This is a genomic window from Nocardia sp. X0981 (assembly GCF_977089955.1).
The window spans coordinates 895,266-911,593 of sequence record NZ_OZ372435.1 but is presented as its reverse complement, the minus strand read 5'-3'; the positions used below and the strand labels follow the sequence as shown (position 1 = coordinate 911,593).

The 16,328-nt window shown below is 67.2% G+C and carries 14 protein-coding genes; 5 read left to right on the top strand and 9 right to left on the bottom strand.

All coding sequences use genetic code 11. The features are described 5' to 3' along the window. Positions 1–611 precede the first annotated feature (611 nt). From aceA to ACYR7D_RS03850, 5 genes are all read left to right on the top strand, one after another. Positions 612–1,898 (top strand): isocitrate lyase, encoded by a 1,287-nt coding sequence (aceA, locus tag ACYR7D_RS03870; RefSeq protein ID WP_459548250.1) that lies wholly within the window; start codon positions 612–614, stop codon positions 1,896–1,898. Positions 1,899–2,487: 589 nt separating this feature from the next. After that, on the top strand, positions 2,488–3,360 hold the full coding sequence (locus tag ACYR7D_RS03865) for a 3-hydroxybutyryl-CoA dehydrogenase (protein ID WP_459548249.1): 873 nt from the start codon (positions 2,488–2,490) through the stop codon (positions 3,358–3,360). 232 nt (positions 3,361–3,592) lie between these two features. Beyond that, a complete protein-coding gene (metE, locus tag ACYR7D_RS03860) occupies positions 3,593–5,929 on the top strand; it encodes a 5-methyltetrahydropteroyltriglutamate--homocysteine S-methyltransferase (protein WP_459550004.1) in 2,337 nt (778 codons plus the stop codon). A gap of 65 nt (positions 5,930–5,994) precedes the next feature. Then, complete coding sequence (locus ACYR7D_RS03855; protein WP_459548248.1) at positions 5,995–7,047, top strand: NAD(P)-dependent alcohol dehydrogenase; 1,053 nt, start codon at positions 5,995–5,997, stop codon at positions 7,045–7,047. Between the two features lie 530 nt (positions 7,048–7,577). Further along, positions 7,578–8,702: a S1C family serine protease gene (locus ACYR7D_RS03850; protein WP_459548247.1), complete on the top strand. Its 1,125-nt coding sequence runs from the start codon at positions 7,578–7,580 to the stop codon at positions 8,700–8,702. A 25-nt stretch (positions 8,703–8,727) separates the two neighbouring features. Here the strand turns inward: ACYR7D_RS03850 and ACYR7D_RS03845 are convergent, their stop codons facing one another. The 9 genes from ACYR7D_RS03845 to ACYR7D_RS03805 all read right to left on the bottom strand — a co-directional run bounded on the left by ACYR7D_RS03845 (position 8,728) and on the right by ACYR7D_RS03805 (position 16,309). Continuing rightward, a complete protein-coding gene (locus ACYR7D_RS03845; protein ID WP_459548246.1) occupies positions 8,728–9,294 on the bottom strand; it encodes a vitamin K epoxide reductase family protein in 567 nt (188 codons plus the stop codon). Further along, positions 9,291–10,037, bottom strand: a complete 747-nt coding sequence (locus tag ACYR7D_RS03840; protein ID WP_459548245.1) for a DsbA family protein — start codon at positions 10,035–10,037, stop codon at positions 9,291–9,293. Before ACYR7D_RS03840 ends, ACYR7D_RS03845 begins: the two co-directional genes overlap by 4 nt. A gap of 138 nt (positions 10,038–10,175) precedes the next feature. Further along, entirely contained in the window at positions 10,176–11,021 is an 846-nt protein-coding gene (locus ACYR7D_RS03835) for a polyphosphate kinase 2 family protein (RefSeq protein WP_459548244.1), read from the bottom strand. 12 nt (positions 11,022–11,033) lie between these two features. Then, the gene (locus ACYR7D_RS03830) at positions 11,034–11,768 is read right to left on the bottom strand and encodes an ESX secretion-associated protein EspG (protein ID WP_459548243.1); all 735 of its coding nucleotides are present in this window, start codon (positions 11,766–11,768) and stop codon (positions 11,034–11,036) included. After that, positions 11,765–12,340 carry a hypothetical protein gene (locus tag ACYR7D_RS03825; RefSeq protein ID WP_459548242.1) on the bottom strand — a complete coding sequence of 192 codons (576 nt, stop codon included), beginning with the start codon at positions 12,338–12,340 and terminating at the stop codon, positions 11,765–11,767. The genes ACYR7D_RS03830 and ACYR7D_RS03825 overlap by 4 nt, the downstream gene beginning before the upstream one ends. Continuing rightward, positions 12,333–12,761, bottom strand: coding sequence for a hypothetical protein (locus ACYR7D_RS03820; RefSeq protein WP_459548241.1), 429 nt, complete (start codon positions 12,759–12,761; stop codon positions 12,333–12,335). The genes ACYR7D_RS03825 and ACYR7D_RS03820 overlap by 8 nt, the downstream gene beginning before the upstream one ends. A gap of 182 nt (positions 12,762–12,943) precedes the next feature. Beyond that, positions 12,944–13,630 carry a class I SAM-dependent methyltransferase gene (locus ACYR7D_RS03815; protein WP_459548240.1) on the bottom strand — a complete coding sequence of 229 codons (687 nt, stop codon included), beginning with the start codon at positions 13,628–13,630 and terminating at the stop codon, positions 12,944–12,946. Continuing rightward, positions 13,627–14,868, bottom strand: coding sequence for a saccharopine dehydrogenase family protein (locus tag ACYR7D_RS03810; protein ID WP_459548239.1), 1,242 nt, complete (start codon positions 14,866–14,868; stop codon positions 13,627–13,629). Before ACYR7D_RS03810 ends, ACYR7D_RS03815 begins: the two co-directional genes overlap by 4 nt. Positions 14,869–14,905: 37 nt before the next feature. Then, entirely contained in the window at positions 14,906–16,309 is a 1,404-nt protein-coding gene (locus tag ACYR7D_RS03805; RefSeq protein ID WP_459548238.1) for an ABC1 kinase family protein, read from the bottom strand. Positions 16,310–16,328 lie beyond the last annotated feature (19 nt).

The window sequence follows — 16,328 nt, the reverse complement described above, 5'->3', positions numbered from 1 at the left end:
GTCGGACTCCCCTACCACGGGAAGTTTTGTTGTGTTTATCGGCGCGCTCTCCCGCGAGGCAGGGCTGGAACTCCGAGGTCGGCGTGCGGATGGTCCGGAGCGACGGAGCGACCGAGCGCAGGAGTGAAGACCCGGGACGCGAGGGCCCGAACCCGCGCGCCGGAGGCGCGCCGATGAACACAGCACCTCTGCGGGGTGGCTCGCTTCTCGCTTCGCGGGAGAAGTCCACCTCCCGTAATTGATCTGATGGCGGTCGCCTTCAGTTATGAATGTGCTCACAGCGGTGGGCCGCGGTGGCGGTTGTGGAGGCGGGCGGGTGCGCGGCTAAACAGTACAAGCGTTACGCTAAAACCCCATGTCAGAGCTACTGGTCAGTAGAATTGATGGTGGCAATGTGCTGGCAAACTTCGCAGAGTTGGCAAATGCGCGGGCGATCCTAGCTTGGATTCACAGAAGCAACAGGTAGACGCGCTTTTGATGGTGTGCCATGGTGTGAAAGTACACCCAGTGGGCATTGCAAGCCTGCGAATCGTCGTTCCAGCAGTGCGGAGCGGAAACGCGCCGTCGACGCGGGCCGACAGACCGACCGAACAAGGAAGTGGAGTCGCAGAATGTCGACCACCGGCACCCCGAAGACCCCCGAGGAAATCCAGAAGGATTGGGATACCAACCCCCGCTGGAAGGGCGTCACCCGCAACTACACCGCCGAGCAGGTGTCGAAGCTGCAGGGCACCGTCGTCGAAGAGCACACCCTCGCGCGGCGTGGCTCGGAAATCCTGTGGGACCTGGTGAACAACGAGGACTACATCAACTCGCTGGGCGCCCTCACCGGCAATATGGCGGTCCAGCAGGTCCGCGCCGGTCTCAAGGCCATCTACCTGTCGGGCTGGCAGGTCGCCGGTGACGCGAACCTCTCCGGTCACACCTACCCCGACCAGAGCCTCTACCCGGCCAACTCGGTGCCGGCCGTGGTCCGTCGCATCAACAACGCGCTGCTGCGCGCCGACGAGATCGCCAAGGTCGAAGGCGACACCTCCGTCGAGAACTGGCTGGCCCCGATCGTCGCCGACGCCGAAGCCGGCTTCGGCGGCGCGCTCAACGCCTACGAACTGCAGAAGGCCATGATCGCCGCCGGTGCCGCCGGTGTGCACTGGGAAGACCAGCTGGCCTCCGAGAAGAAGTGCGGCCACCTGGGCGGCAAGGTGCTGATCCCGACCCAGCAGCACATCCGCACCCTGACCTCCGCCCGGCTCGCGGCCGACGTCGCCGGTGTGCCGTCGGTGATCATCGCCCGCACCGATGCCGAGGCGGCCACCCTCATCACCTCCGATGTCGACGAGCGCGACCAGCAGTTCCTGGACGGCACCCGTACCTCCGAGGGCTTCTACGGCGTCAAGAACGGTATCGAGCCCTGCATCGCCCGCGCCAAGGCCTACGCGCCGTACGCGGACCTGATCTGGATGGAAACCGGCACCCCGGACCTCGAGCTGGCCCGTAAGTTCTCCGAAGCGGTACGCAGCGAGTTCCCGGACCAGCTGCTGGCCTACAACTGCTCGCCGTCCTTCAACTGGAAGAAGCACCTGGACGACGCCACCATCGCGAAGTTCCAGCGCGAACTCGGCGCCATGGGCTTCAAGTTCCAGTTCATCACCCTGGCGGGCTTCCACTCGCTCAACTACGGCATGTTCGACCTGGCCCACGGCTACGCCCGCGAGGGTATGACGGCCTACGTCGACCTGCAGGAGCGCGAGTTCGCGGCCGAGGCGCGTGGCTACACCGCCACCAAGCACCAGCGTGAGGTGGGCGCGGGCTACTTCGACCTCATCGCGACCACGGTCGACCCGAACACCTCGACGGCGGCGCTGAAGGGCTCCACCGAAGAGGGCCAGTTCCACTAGGCCGCGAGAGGTCCGGGTGGGCTCGACCGGGCACTGGTCCGGGGGCCCGCCAGGACCCGAGCCGACCGGCTCGACGGGTCCGTGCCGGACCGATCGGCTCGGCAGTCCGGATGGGACTCGACCGCGGCGAGTGGTCCGTGAAGGGCGGCTGCGTCCATCGGCGGCGCCTGCGGCGCCGCGGGCTCGCCCCTTTATGGGCCTCGTAGAACTCGGCGCTCGGTGGTGGTCCGGTTGATGGGTACGGGTTCGGTCCGGGTGAGGTTCTTGGACCGGGCGCGCCTTTACCGGACTCTTCGCCGGGCGTTGGGGCTCGGCCCCGGCTCGGGATCACGGTTTCCGAGCAAGAGGACCCGGGAGCGGCCCGTCTCCGGGGTCGCCGGGGCCGGGCATGGTATCCGTGTCGGATACCGGCAACCACTACCTCGGTAGGGGTGTACCGCCCCCTCGCACACAGCCCGGCGAGGGGGCTTCGGTCCTTCTACCGTGGAGCAGAACAACTCCACTGTCACGAACTTCAATGTCGAAGGATCCGCTCACACCAGAGCAACACCTTCGTTCCACCGACCACCAAACCGATCAGGAGCGGGACGTGAGCAGCGAAAAGATTCAGCGCGTCGGTGTCATCGGCGCCGGACAGATGGGCGCCGGCATCGCGGAGGTGTGTGCTCGCGCGCATATCGATGTGCTGGTGTACGAGCAGACCCGGGAACTCGCCGCGGCCGGCCGGTCGCGCATTCTGCGCTCCTTGGACCGAGGTGTGAGCAGCGGGAAGATCACCGAACGGGAGCGGGAACAGGCGGCCTGGCGGTTGCGGTTCACCTGCGACCTCGGTGATTTCGCCGACCGCCAGCTGGTGGTCGAGGCGGTGCTGGAGGACGAGAAGGTCAAGACCTCCATCTTCGCCGAACTCGACAAGGTGGTCACCGACCCCAACGCGGTGCTGGCCTCCAACACCTCCTCCATTCCGATCATGAAGATCGCGGTGGCGACCAATACCCCCGAGCGGGTGGTCGGCATGCACTTCTTCAACCCGGTGCCGGTACTTCCGCTGGTCGAACTGGTGACCACCCTCAAGACCAGTGCCGCGGTCTCGGAGCGGGCCGAGAAATTCGCGGCCGACATCCTGGGCAAAGAGGTCGTGCGTTCTTCCGACCGGTCCGGGTTCGTGGTGAACGCGCTGCTGGTTCCTTACCTGCTCTCGGCCATCCGGATGGTCGAATCCGGTTTCGCCACCAAGGAAGACGTCGACAAGGCGATGGTGCTCGGCTGCGCCCATCCGATGGGCCCGCTGGCGCTCACCGACCTCGTGGGCCTGGATACGGTGAAATCCATCGCCGACTCGATGTACGCCGAATTCAAAGAGCCGCTCTACTCGGCTCCGCCACTGCTGATGCGCATGGTGGAGGCCGGTCTGCTGGGTAAGAAGACCGGCGCGGGCTTCTACCAGTACAACAAGAGCTGAGCACAGACCGATAGGGAGCGCGGTACCCGGCCCGCTCCCCGGGCGGCGGAAGGACTCACCCGCTACGAGCTCGCGAACGGACCCCCGTCGTTCACGCCCGGCGTAGTGTCCCTCTGATCGGCCGGCACCCGTGGGCGGGGCCGCCCCGGGACGGGAGCGGGGAGCGAAGACCCGGGGCGGCAGGGCTCCGCCCCACGCCGCCGGAGGCGGCGCCATGAACACGGAGGTTCGTATGGTCAACGTCAGCGAGGGGTTCGGGTCGAGTGTGCTCGGATATCCGCGGATCGGCCCGCACCGGGAGCTCAAACGGGCCCTGGAGGCGTACTGGCGGAAGGCGATCACGCGCGAGGAACTGCGCGCGGTCGGGCGCGATATCCAGGAGCAGCAGTTCCACGAGCTCGCGGCTACCGGACTCACCCAGGTACCGGGTAACACCTTCTCCTTCTACGACCATGTGCTCGACAACGCGCTGCTGTTCGGTGCGGCCCCGTCCAGGTTCGAGCAGTACCGGGCGGATATGGACCCGCTGGACTTCTACTTCCTGATGGCCCGTGGCCGGCCCGATCTCCCGCCCTTGGAACTGGTGCGTTTCTTCGGCACCAACTACCACTACCGGCAGCCGGAACTCGACGCCGATACCGAATTCTCCCTGCACCCCGAGGCGTTGCTCGACGAATGGGACCGCGCCATGGCCGCGGGTATCGAACTGCGGCCGGTGGTGCTGGGACCGGTTTCGCTGTTGCTGCTGTCCAAGGCGGGCAGTGTGCCCGGTGAATCGGCCGGCTTCGACACCATCGAATTACTGGACCGGCTGATCCCGGTGTACGAGGAACTGTTCGAGATCCTGGCGCGCCGGGGATCCACCTGTGTCCAGCTGGACGAGCCCTGCTTCACCGCCGAACGAACCGATGCGGAGCTCGCCGCGTTCGAACGTGCCTACGACCGCTTGTCGAAGGCCCCGCTGCGGCCTCGGCTGCTGGTCACCGGACAGTACGGTGATTTCGGAGAGGCACTGCGCATCCTGGCGGGCACCCATGTGGAGGCCATCGGGCTCGACCTGGCGTCCTACCGCATCCGTCCGGACGAGCTGGCCCAGATTCCGGGTATCAGACGGAAGCGGCTCTACGCGGGCGTCATCAGCGGTATGAACGTGTGGCGTGCCGACCGCTACGTCACCCTGGAGTATCTGAACGAGCTGGCGAAGGTGTGCCCGGACCTCGTCGTCTCGACCGGTACGACGCTGCTGCACGTGCCCTACGACGTACTCGCCGAATACGATATCGAGGGTAATGTCGCCGACCGTCTCGCCTTCGCGAAACAGAAGGTGGGCGAGGTGGTCTCACTGGCCAGAGCGCTCACCGAGGGGCCCTCGGACAAATGGCGCAAACGCCCCGGTGAGGTGCATTTCAAACAGAAGCACGCGGTGCGTCAGCGGGTCTACGCGATCACTCCCCGGATGCGGGAACGCGAGCCCTATTCGGTCCGGCGGGCCGCGCAGCAGGAGAAACTGAACCTTCCGCTGGTTCCGGCCACCACTCTCGGTTCGTACCCGCAGAGCAGCGCGGCGCGGCAGGCCCGTCATCAGCTGGGCGAGGGCCGGTTGTCCTACGACGAGTACCGCAAGAAAATCGAGGCCGAGATCGCCGCGACCATCGCGCTGCAGGAGGATATCGGCCTGGACGTGCTGGTCCACGGCGAGCACGAGCGCAACGATATGGTCCAGTATTTCGCCGAACTGCTGGACGGTTTCGCGACCACGCATTTCGGCTGGGTGCAGGTCTACGGTTCGCGCTGTGTGCGGCCGCCGATCATCTACGGCGACGTCTCGCGTCCGGCGCCCATGACGGTGGACTGGATCACCTATGCGCAGTCGCTCACGGACAAACCGGTGAAAGGTATGGTCACCGGCCCCGTCACCATGATCGCGCGCTCGTTCGTCCGGCAGGACCAGCCCCTCTACGAGACCGCCGATCAGGTGGCCTTGGCCATCCGCGACGAAGTGGTCGATCTGGAGCGCGCCGGAATCGGCATCATCCAGGTCGACGAGCCCGCTCTGCGGGAGCTGTGGCCCGCCCGCCCGGTGGGACGGGCCGAATACCTGCGCTGGGCGATCGGCGCGTTCCGGCTGGCGACCTCGGGCGTGGGCCCCGGCACACAGATCCACACCCATATCCCGTACTCGGGCCGCACCGAGATCGTGCAGGCCATCGAACAGCTCGACGCCGACGTCACCGCTATCGTGGCCACCCGGTCCATCGAATGGGTGCTCAAGGCCCTGGAGGAGGATTACGCTTCCGGTCACGGCCTCAGCCACGGGGTGGGTCCGGGTGTGTACGAGAGCCGCTCGGCTCGTATCCCGGATATCGACGAGCTGGACGAACTCCTCACCGCCGCCGCGGCGGCGGTCGGCCCCGAGCGCCTGTGGGCGAACCCGGACGGCGGGCTCAAAACCCGTCATCACTGGCAACTCGACCCCGCGCTGCGCAATATGGTTGCCGCCGCTCGCCGGGTCCGGCGCCGTCTCGAAGCCGCGAAGGAGCAAGCCCCGGCCTCCGAAACCCCGGCCTGACCCGTCTCCGTGCGCTATCTCACTCCTATTGGCTAATCCAGCTATGCGCCGGTAGGCATGGGTGCATGAGTACTGCTGCCGCCTACGCCATGGCCGGCCCGGACGCCGCATTCGAGAAGGTCACCATCGAGCGCCGTGAACTCGGCCCGCACGATGTGCTGATCGATATCGCCTACGCCGGGATCTGCCATTCCGATATCCATACCGCGCGCAACGAGTGGGGCGGTGCCGCGTACCCGTGTGTACCCGGGCACGAGATAGCCGGCACCGTGGCGGCCGTCGGTTCGGCCGTGACCCGGCACAGCGTCGGTGATCGGGTGGGCGTGGGTTGTATGGTCGATTCCTGCGGAAAGTGTGAGGCGTGCTCGGCCGGGGAGGAGCAGTACTGCCTCCGGGGCGCCGTGATGACCTACAACTCGCGAGTGGCCGAGGAAATGCAGGCCGGTGGTCACACGCTGGGTGGGTATTCCACGCAGATCGTGGTGACCGAGAACTTCGTGCTCGGCATTCCCGAAGGTATCGATCTGTCGGTGGCCGCGCCGCTGTTGTGCGCGGGGATAACCCTGTACTCGCCGCTACGTCACTGGGGAGCGGGACCCGGTAAACGGGTCGCGATCATCGGAATGGGCGGTCTGGGGCATATCGGGGTGAAAATAGCCGCCGCGCTGGGCGCCGAAGTGACGGTGCTCAGCCATTCGCTGAGCAAACAGGAGGACGGGAAACGTTTCGGAGCCCACCACTACTACGCAACGAGCGATAAGCAGGTTTTCCGCGAGCTGCGCGGCCGATTCGACCTGATCATCAATACGGTTTCGGCGGATCTGCCGATCAACGACTATATGAAGCTGCTGCGCCTGGACGGGACCCTTGTCGTGCTCGGCCTGCCCGAACAGCCGCTCGCGGTGCAGCCGGTGGTGCTGGCCGGGCGGCGCCGGGCGCTGGCGGGGTCGATGATCGGCGGTATCGAGCAGACGCAGGAAATGTTGAATTTCTGCGCCGAACACGGAATCGGAGCGGAAATCGAACTGATTTCCGCCGATGAGATCGACGGTGCGTACGAGCGGGTGGTGGCCAGTGACGTGCGGTATCGGTTCGTGATCGATACCGCAACCATCTGACGCGCGATCCGCGTGCCGGAGTGGCGGTCGATCCCGGCGGTTTACCGCGTACATCGGTTAGGGTCCGGACAATGCCCGTTGTTGCGTACCACTTCGTTTCTCCACATATGTGGAGAACTCTGTGGAAAACGTGCGAGCCGGGCTGTGGATGAACTCGGGAAGCTGTGGATAGATTTCCGGCCGGCCGGCCATCCGTTCCGGAAATCTATTGTCTCGGTTTCCGGCGGGTAACGGAACGGGTATTTATCCGTCGTCGCGGTCCGGCGAATTCTCCCCGCGAACTCCACCGCCGCGGCCGGTTCCGGGACTTTCCACCGGAGCCCTGTTCTCCTACCGTGACGCGGATGTGACCGGAACGGCTCGGGGCAACGATTCGCCGGGCACCGGCCGCATTCTCCCCAAGGCCCGGGCACGCCTGTGGATAACCGGCGAAAACTGTGGACAACCCGGTTCATCGACTGGGAAACTCGATGTTCGGGGACAGAACCGGCGACAATGGGAAGCGTTCGGCTGCGGCAGCGGGAGGCTCCTTGGACAACCAATGGCAGGGCACCGGGCCCGGCCGGCCCACCGGCGGGGCCCGGGTGCTCGTAACGGTCTTCGCCGCGGTGCTGGCTCTGGGTGCGTTGTTCGGCTACCGCGGTGAACTACACGGGTTGTTCCAGCCGGGCAGCGCCGCGGTCGCGGCGCCGTCCGCTCCCGCGCCGCGCCCACCACTGAACGCCGGGGCGGTCATCCGCGGGGTATCGCCGGTGCTGGTGAACATCACCGCCGCCGCCCGGCCGTACGGCGCGGCGGCAGCCGGTTCCGGAATCGTGCTCACCGGGGACGGACAGGTGCTGACCAGCCACCACGTCGTGAAAGGAGCCAGAACGGTCCGGGTGAGCCGGGTCGCCGACGGTGCGGTGTACACCGCCGAAGTCCTCGGCTACGACGCCCGCGCCGATATCGCGCTGCTCTCGCTGGCCGGCGCCACCGGGCTGGCCACGGCACGGATCGGTAGTTCCGCGGGCCTGCGGCTGCGTGACGAGGTGCTGGCTATCGGGAACGCGGGCGGTAGCGGCGCCGCCACCGCGGTAGCCGGGCGTATCAGCGATCTGGACAGCACCATCATGGCTTTCAACGAACAGGATCTCTCCCGGCAGGCGCTCACCGGCATGCTCGAGATCGAGGCGGCGGTGAGTTCCGGGCAGTCGGGCGGAGCACTCACCGACCACAGCGGAGCCGTGGTCGGGGTGATCGCCGCGGCCTCGGGCGACCGGGATCCGCCGCCCGGTGCCGCCACCGATCCACCGAACGGGTACGCGGTGCCGATAGACGCGGCCATGCGGATCGTGCGGCAGATCCGCTCCGGTACCCCCACCGATTCCGTGCATATCGGTCCCACCGCCACCCTCGGCGTGCTGATCTCGGACGCGAGCCCGCGCGGCGCCCGTATCGATATGGCCATCCGGGGCCTGCCCGCGCAGATCGCGGGACTGGTGGCCGGGGATATCGTCACCTCGGTCGACGGCCGGGCCGTCACCAGCGCCCGGGCCCTGCGCGCCGCGATCGATACCCGTAAACCGGCCGAGACCGTGCGCCTGGGGATACTGGCGCCGGACGGGAGCGAACGCTTCGTTCCGGTGCGCTTGACGGCCGGTACCCCGAGCTGATCCGGGATGCCGGGCGCCGGTCCGGTCAGAACAGGGACAGCCAGTAGTCCTGGAAACGCAGGAACACCAGTACCAGCACCACGGCGTAGAACACCGCGACGAAGGTCCAGCGCCATTCCGCCACCACGCGCAGCGCGCCCCGGTCGTTACCCCACAGTTGCCCGGTGAGCACCGCGAGCAGCGGTGTGATGATCGCCCACACCACCATGCAGTACGGGCACAGAGCGTTGATGCGATAGAGGCTCTGGAAGATCAACCAGCAGATGAACAGCGTGCCGGCTGCCGTACCCAGCCACAGACCGGTCCAGATCCAGCGCGGCAGGCCGACTCCCGCCACCGACAACACGGCGAGCGTCACCACCACCGAGAATCCGATCACACCCATGATCGGATTCGGGAAACCCAGCACCTGCGCCTGATCGGTGGCCATCACCGAACCGCAGGACAGCACCGGGTTCAGGCTGCACGACGGTACGTACCCGGGCTCGCTCAGCAGTTTGAAATCTTCGACCAACAGGGCGAGCGAGGCGATCCAGCCTGCCAGACCACCCAGGAGCAGGACCCAGGCGGTCCGTGGCGAGGTCCGGATCACCGGCCCGCGGCCGCCTGGATGGCGGCGGTCAAGGGAGCGGGATCGAAACCGGTTCTGGCCGCGTTCAGCGTGAGCTCCACCTGCTCGCCGTTGACGAAGACCGTCGGGGTGCCGTCGATACCCTCGGCGAGCGAATCCTCGGATACGGCACCGACGTACTCCTTGTAGGTGCCGTCGGTGATGCAGTCGGCGATACCGGGATCGGTGTATCCGGCCGCGCGTGCGATATCGATCAGCTTTTCGTCGGACAGGCCGGGCCCGCCTTCGGGCGGCTGCTCGGCGAACATCCGCTCCAGCCAGTCCTGGTACCGGTCGGTCCCGGTATCGGCGACACAGTAGGAGGCGTTGGCCGCCCGGGTGGAGTATTCGGTACTGGACATCTTGTCCAGGTAACCCACGATGTTGTATTCGATGGCCGCGGTGCCGTCCGCCACCGCCTGCCGCAGCAGTTCGCGGTGATCGGCTTCGAACTGCTTGCAGATCGGGCACAACATATCGGCGACGATCCGCACGGTCGCGGGCGCGTTCTCCTCGCCGATCCGGATGGCGCCGTTATCGGTGGCCACCGCCGGGACCGCTCCTGCGGCGTCGGAGCCGGAGTTGCGCACGGCCAAGCCGATGCCGATCGCCGCGACCAGCGCCACCAGAACCGCGGTCACGCCCACCTGTATCGCGATCCTGCGATTGCGATCCGCGCGTGCGGCGGTCGCCAGTGGATTCGGGCGCCCGGGATTTCTACTCACCGTGCGTTCACCACGCCTTTCCCTCACCTGGGTGTCCCGGGAACGGGAGGTTCGCCGGGGCCGCCGGGGGTACCCGGCGCACCGCCCATCATTGCCCGGCTTGCTGAGAGTTTCCACAATCGGGGGCGCGCGGGCCGGTCAGGTGTTGTCGAGCCGGCGCAGTTCGGTGGCCGGATCGAAGGCGGCGGGCGGCCAGTCCAGAGCCAGGGCCTGTAGTGCCTCGATGAGCAGTTCGGTGACGGCCAGCCGCGAGAACCATTTCGCGTCGGCGGGTAATACGTACCAGGGCGCGTACTCGGTAGAGGTGCGATCCAGCATGTCCTGGTAGGCCTGCTGATAGGCGGGCCAGTAACCCCGTTCGTCGATATCGGCCGGGCTGTACTTCCAGTACTTGTCGGGACGTTCCAAACGCTGCCGCAGCCGCTTCTTCTGTTCGTCGAGAGATATGAAAAGGACCACCTTCACCAGCGATGTCCCGGCCGCGACGAGTTCCTCTTCGAAATCGTTGATCACGGTGTAGCGCCGCCGCCAGACCTGTTGCGGAACCAGTCCGTGTACGCGGGCCACCAACACGTCCTCGTAATGGGAACGATCGAATACGCCGAGCTGCCCGCCGCGTGGCAGTGCTCTGCGGATCCGCCACAGGAAATCATGCCGTTTCTCTTCTTCGGTGGGTACGCCGAAAGCGGCATGGTCGACGCCCTGTGGGTCCACAGACCCGATGACATGGCGCACGATACCGCCCTTACCCGCGGTATCCATCCCCTGCAGCACCAGCAGTACGCTGCGCCGGTCGCCGGAGCGGCCGTTGGCGTACAGCTTTTCCTGCAGGTCGGCCAGGATATGACTCCGTTCGGCCAGCAGACGTCGCCCATCCGCCTTTCCACCGTTGAAACCGGGACGTGCGGAGGTGTCGAGGTCGGCGACGCGCAGGCCGTCGGCGCGCAGCGCCCGGCTCGCGGGGACGTTCCAGTGAGCGGCCATCGGACAGACCTATCACAATCCGGGCGCGCTGCCCCGTACCCGGGCCAGACGTAGCAGCCGGTCGGCGAATTCGGTATCGCCGACCGGATCCAGCACCAGGACATCGGAGGTGGTGAGCAGGTAGCGGCCGTCGCCGCGGATATCCAGCCAGCTGCGATGCCTGGTGGGCGGCGACATCGGGTCCTCCGGAGCAACTGTGACGGTGATGAAGCCACGGGAGTCGACGGGCTCGCGCAGGGTGCTCCGGAATCGGGCGGCGTCGCCGGGTCCGGTGGTCAGGGGCGCGTCGGTGAGGACCGCTTCCTGCGGTTCGCGGAGCGGGCCGTACGCTCCGGGCGCGGCCGAGCCGATCAGCTGGACCAGCCGGGCCCCGAGATCGTGCGCATGGCACATATGGACCATGACCTTGTCGCAGGTGGCGTGCAGAACGGCGGCGTGATGATCGATGACGGCGGCGAAGCCGAGAATCTGCTCGATATCCGGCTGGTGGCCGTTGCGGGCAGGGGTGCAGCGTTCCCCGGAGATGGTGACTGCGGTGGCGTCCGGGCGGGCGCAGAGCATGAGCGCGGCTGCCAGATCCGGGTCGGCCTGTCTGGCGAACCGCTGCGGTAATCGCAGGGCGGCCAATTCGGATTCGGTCCGGACGGTACTGGCCGGGGCCAGGTTCACCGGATACGGTCGCCGCTCCAGGCTCGTCTCATTGGCCCAGACGTAACTGAACTCGTCCGGGGTGAGGATCCATTTCACCGGCGTGGGCTCCCCGCGCCGGAGCCGGTGGTCGCTACGGGGAACCGCGGGACCCGATCCCCCGAAGCGGGCAGCGTCGGGGTGTAGATGGTGGTCATCACGTCTTGGGCGTCGGCGGCGGCGGCCGCGGCGGCGATATCGTGATCCATCCGGCGCCGGCCGCCGTGTACGGCTTCCGCGGCCGGATCCTCCAGCGGCCGGTACGGTTGCGGCTCGGTGATGGCGGAGCGAAGCGTCCGCGCCGCCTCCGCGTTACCCTCCATGATTCGCTGCAGCGCGCGGCACACCTCGCGGGTTTCGGTGCCGCGGCGCACGAAATCCCGGGTGGCCTGCTGGGCCGTGGCCGCCGTATGCCCGGACCAGCGGTCGAATTCACCGCGGGTGGTGTCGGCGAACGCGGTGAAGGCCTCGTGTACCGCGTCCGCGTTGGACTTCCAGGCCGCGGCGGCCGTTTCCAGCGCACCGGGGTCGAGCACCTCGTGGACGAGGTCCCAGATCTCCTGATGGGTGTAGCTGGCGAAACATTCGCGCTCGGGTGCGTACGGTAGGTCGGTATCGGCAGACTCAGCCATGATCGTCTTCTTCCGCGCGGTCGGCCCCGGGGCCCGGTGAGGACGCCGCCATTGCGAGGGCGGCGCGATTGGCGAGGTCGGCTTCGGTGAACCGGCCGGCCGCCGCCAGATAGGCCGCCTTGAACCAGAGGGCGGTTTCCTGGAGCGCGGTGAGGGTGTCCAGGTATTCGACGGCCTTCCCGCCGAACCCTGCGGCGAGCGCGCGGCCGGTGGGCAGATCGGGGAATCCCGCGGTTCCCCGGGCCTCGGCCAGCAATCGGCCGCCGGTGCGCGCGCCCTCCAGATCGGCGACGAGGGTGTCGCAGGCGGTCGCCAAGCGCAGCGCGACATCCTCGGCGAGGGTGAAGGAGTCCGGTCCGCCGGCCGTGGCAGAGGCGTACAGCTGCTGGGCCGTGGACTGCCCCAGATCAGGTACCGCCATCTGGAATCCCCCTTCCGGCGCACGGGTACGTCTCGTGACTCTACCGGCGAGTAGTTCCCGTGGTGGCGGGAACACCGGCAGGTTCGGGGGTGCGGTTTGTGACATGACGCACGCGAAGGGGCGTATGTGCCGGACGGGTGACACCGGTGTGGACAGGCCGTGCATCTGTATCGAGCGTTCCGTCAGACACCGCGCTCGGAGCCGGGCGACCGGCCCGTCCGTCGTTCGGTGGCACCGGTATCCGGCCGGGTGGCGGTGAGGTACTGGAAGAACCGGTGTATCTGCTGCTCGATATCGACCAGGCCCGCCGCCGCGAACAGTTCGGGAAAGGTGGTTCCGCCGAACATGCGCAGGCCGCTCACCGCGGCCGCCAGCCGGGTCAGCTCGCCGAAGGGATTATCCGGCCGGTAGCTGGTGGTGATGGCGATCCGGCCGCCCGGTGCCAGTACCCGGATCATTTCGCGGGCCGCGACCAGGGGGTCGGGAATCAGATACAGCGCACCGAAACAGCAGACGGCATCGAAGGTGCCGGCGGGGAACGGTAGGTATCGGGCGTCGCCACGCACGTATCCCGCGCGCGGGCCGGAATTGTCCGCGAGCGCCCGCTCCAGCATCGGCGGCGAGTAATCGATCCCGGTGACGTAGCCGCCGCCCGGTACCCGCTCACTCAGATAGTGCGTGAAATTACCCGGCCCGCAGGCGATGTCCAGCACCCGGCGGGCCCGGTGCAGGCGTAGCGATTCCACCGCGAACCGCCGGTCGGCGGCGGTGGTGCGCCCGGTGGCGAGATAGAACGCCGTGGGCCGCCACATCCGCTCGTAGACGGCCGCCACGGCGGGGGCGTTCATGGTGCGCCGGGCCAGATTCATCCCAGCCGCTCGACATCGATCGTCATACCGGCCGCGCGCAGCCGCTCGGTCAGTACATCGCCCATGGCGGCGGCCGGCGTCAGCACGCCGGCCAGTTCCGGTTTCGGGTCGAAGGCCAGGGCCAGTCCGCTCTCGCCGAGCATCACCGCGGTGGCCTTGTACCCGGGATCGCCCTGACCGGCGAAGGTGGCCAGGTAACGCGCCCCGGAGGACGTGCGGGTGTAGGTGCGCATACGGAACCAGCCGCTCTCCCGGGTGGCCTCGCTCGGTCCGGTACCCGGCGCGGGCAGGATACGGTCGAGAAGCGCGCGCCCGGCCCGGGAGCGCGACAGCAGCCCACCGGCCGCCATTCCGGCGACCACCCCACCGGAGATACCGGCCGCGACGAGAGGTGCCAGCGGGGAGTTTCCCGCGCTCATCGTCTCGCGGTAGCGGAAATTCTTGCCGTACACCCAGCCCAGCAGGCCGTTGCTGCGGCGCACGATCTTGGTGTTGTGGGAAGCCATGACGAAAGTGCTCACCCAGCCGTCCAGGCTCGCATCGATCTCGCGGGCCCGCTGCCATGTGAGGTCGGATTGACGGCCCACATCGGGGTCCATGGTTTTGTCGGGGCTCAGCGAATACGGGTGGCTCAGCACCGCGCCCTTGGATCGGTCGGCGGCGACCGCCTCCATCATCGCGCGGCCGGAATCGATGGTGCCTCCGCTCACGCCGCCCCGCAGCGTGGCGATCAGGGTGGTATCGCCCAATTCGCCGGTACCGTCCGCGACGCTCCTGCGGTAGAGCTGGTACACGCTCAGATCCGACGGAACAGAGTCGTAACCGCAGGAATTCACGATCTTCGCGCCGGTGCGCGCGGCCTCGTCGTGGTAGGCGTCGATGGCATCCCGGATGAACAACGGCTCGCCGGTGAGATCCGCGTAGTGGGTGCCGGCCTTCGCGCAGGCGGCGACCATCGGCATGCCGTAGCGCAGATAAGGGCCGACCGTGGTGATCACCGCGGTGGTGCGGGCGGCGAGCGCGTCCAGTGAGCCCTGATCGGTGGAGTCGGCCACCACCAGATCCCAGTCCGCGGCACCGATCGCGGTGCGCACGGCGGCCAGTTTGTCCGCCGACCGGCCCGCCAGCGCGATCCGGGCTCCGGCGGGAGCGGCGCCGAGGAGATACCGGGCGGTGAGCTCGCCGACATAACCCGTCGCGCCGAACACGATCAGATCGAATTCACGTGTATCCGTCATGGAGTGAACCCCTTGGTGTGTGGTCTGGTGCGTACCGTCAACCCGTACGGCGGTTACCGCGCTTACCGGGCCGGCGCCGCGCCAGCCACTGATGATGGATCCGGCCCAGTTCGGTGGCCGGTTCTTCGCCGTACAGCCATTCGCGGGCGATCCGATGCCAATTGGCCGTGGCCTCGAGCTGCCCCAGCATGCCGAAGGTCAGGAAATCGGCCCGCCGGGAGAACAGGTGCTCCGGTGGCAGATTCTGCTGTTTCATCCCGGAGAATTCGCTGGATCGCGGGTCCACGGCGAGCAGGAAGGCACCGCTGGCCAATTCCGGGGTGATGGTCAGTTCCTGATCCACCAGGCACCATTCCGAAGCCGAGAGCACATACTCCAGGCACTCCTGGACGCCGATCTCCTCGGTCGAGTCGATGATCCCGCGCTCGATCATCAGCTCGCGCAGATCCTCGCCGCGGTCTTCCGCCGCCGCGCACAGGCAGACCGCCTCGAACCGTACGTGCTTCGGATCCATCCGGTTGAACAACCCGAAATCCAGGAACCCGACCCGGCCGTCCGCGGCGAGCAGAACGTTGCCCGGGTGCGGATCGCCGCAGAACTCGTTGAAATCGAACAACGAACCCACGTAGAACCGGTAGATGATCTCGCCGATCCGGTCGCGTTCGGGCCGCGGCATCCGGCGGATCTCCTCGAACGGCCTCCCGGGCAGGTACTCGGTGACCAGCACTCGCCGGGTGCTGTGCTCGAGCACCGGATGCGGCACCACGATGAACGGGTGGTCCGCGTAGAGGGTCGCGATATCGTGCTGGGTGCGGGCCTCGACGTGATAGTCGAGTTCGGCCTCCATGTTCAACCGCAGTTCGTCGAGGACCGCGGGGGTCACCCAGGGCATCGCCGTCTGCAGTACCCGGCGGAACATGGACAGATTCTTGAGGTCGGCGCGGACGGCGGCGTCGATTCCCGGGTACTGGACCTTCACCGCCACCTGCCGGCCGTTGTGCAACCGGGCGAGGTACACCTGTCCGATGGACGCGGCGGCGATGGCCTCGGGTTCGAATTCGGCGAATACCGCGTCCAGCGGCTGTCCGTAGTCCTCCTCGATCACCGCTCGCATGTCCTCGAACGGCACCGAGGGAGCGGCGTCGCGCAGTACCGCGAGCCGTTTCCGGAAGCGTTCGCGGTGTTCGGGAGGGACGAGGTCGAGGTCGAGAACCGACATCATCTGGCCGAGTTTCATGGCCACGCCCTTCATGGTGCCCAGCACCATGACGAGTTGTTCGGTGCTGCGCAGTATCGATTCCTCGGCCATCCGGGCCCGGACCGCTTCCGAACGACCGCGCATGGACAGCCGGGCGCGTTGTCTACGCATCATCGAACCGGCCGCGACAGCACCCAGTGCGGTGCCGCGGGCCAGCCGTGAAGTCGGCACTTGCTTCGCCATCGAGGTACCTCCGTTGGTG

Bases quoted from the DNA above. Each gene is read 5' to 3' on its own strand.
- ACYR7D_RS03825 (WP_459548242.1), bottom strand. From the start codon at position 12,340: ATGGCTGAGTCTGCCGATACCGACCTACCGTACGCACCCGAGCGCGAA.
- ACYR7D_RS03815 (WP_459548240.1), bottom strand. From the start codon at position 13,630: ATGAATCTGGCCCGGCGCACCATGAACGCCCCCGCCGTGGCGGCCGTC.
- ACYR7D_RS03810 (WP_459548239.1), bottom strand. From the start codon at position 14,868: ATGACGGATACACGTGAATTCGATCTGATCGTGTTCGGCGCGACGGGT.
- ACYR7D_RS03820 (WP_459548241.1), bottom strand. From the start codon at position 12,761: ATGGCGGTACCTGATCTGGGGCAGTCCACGGCCCAGCAGCTGTACGCC.
- ACYR7D_RS03835 (WP_459548244.1), bottom strand. From the start codon at position 11,021: ATGGCCGCTCACTGGAACGTCCCCGCGAGCCGGGCGCTGCGCGCCGAC.
- ACYR7D_RS03805 (WP_459548238.1), bottom strand. From the start codon at position 16,309: ATGGCGAAGCAAGTGCCGACTTCACGGCTGGCCCGCGGCACCGCACTG.
- ACYR7D_RS03855 (WP_459548248.1), top strand. From the start codon at position 5,995: ATGAGTACTGCTGCCGCCTACGCCATGGCCGGCCCGGACGCCGCATTC.
- metE (WP_459550004.1), top strand. From the start codon at position 3,593: ATGGTCAACGTCAGCGAGGGGTTCGGGTCGAGTGTGCTCGGATATCCG.
- aceA (WP_459548250.1), top strand. From the start codon at position 612: ATGTCGACCACCGGCACCCCGAAGACCCCCGAGGAAATCCAGAAGGAT.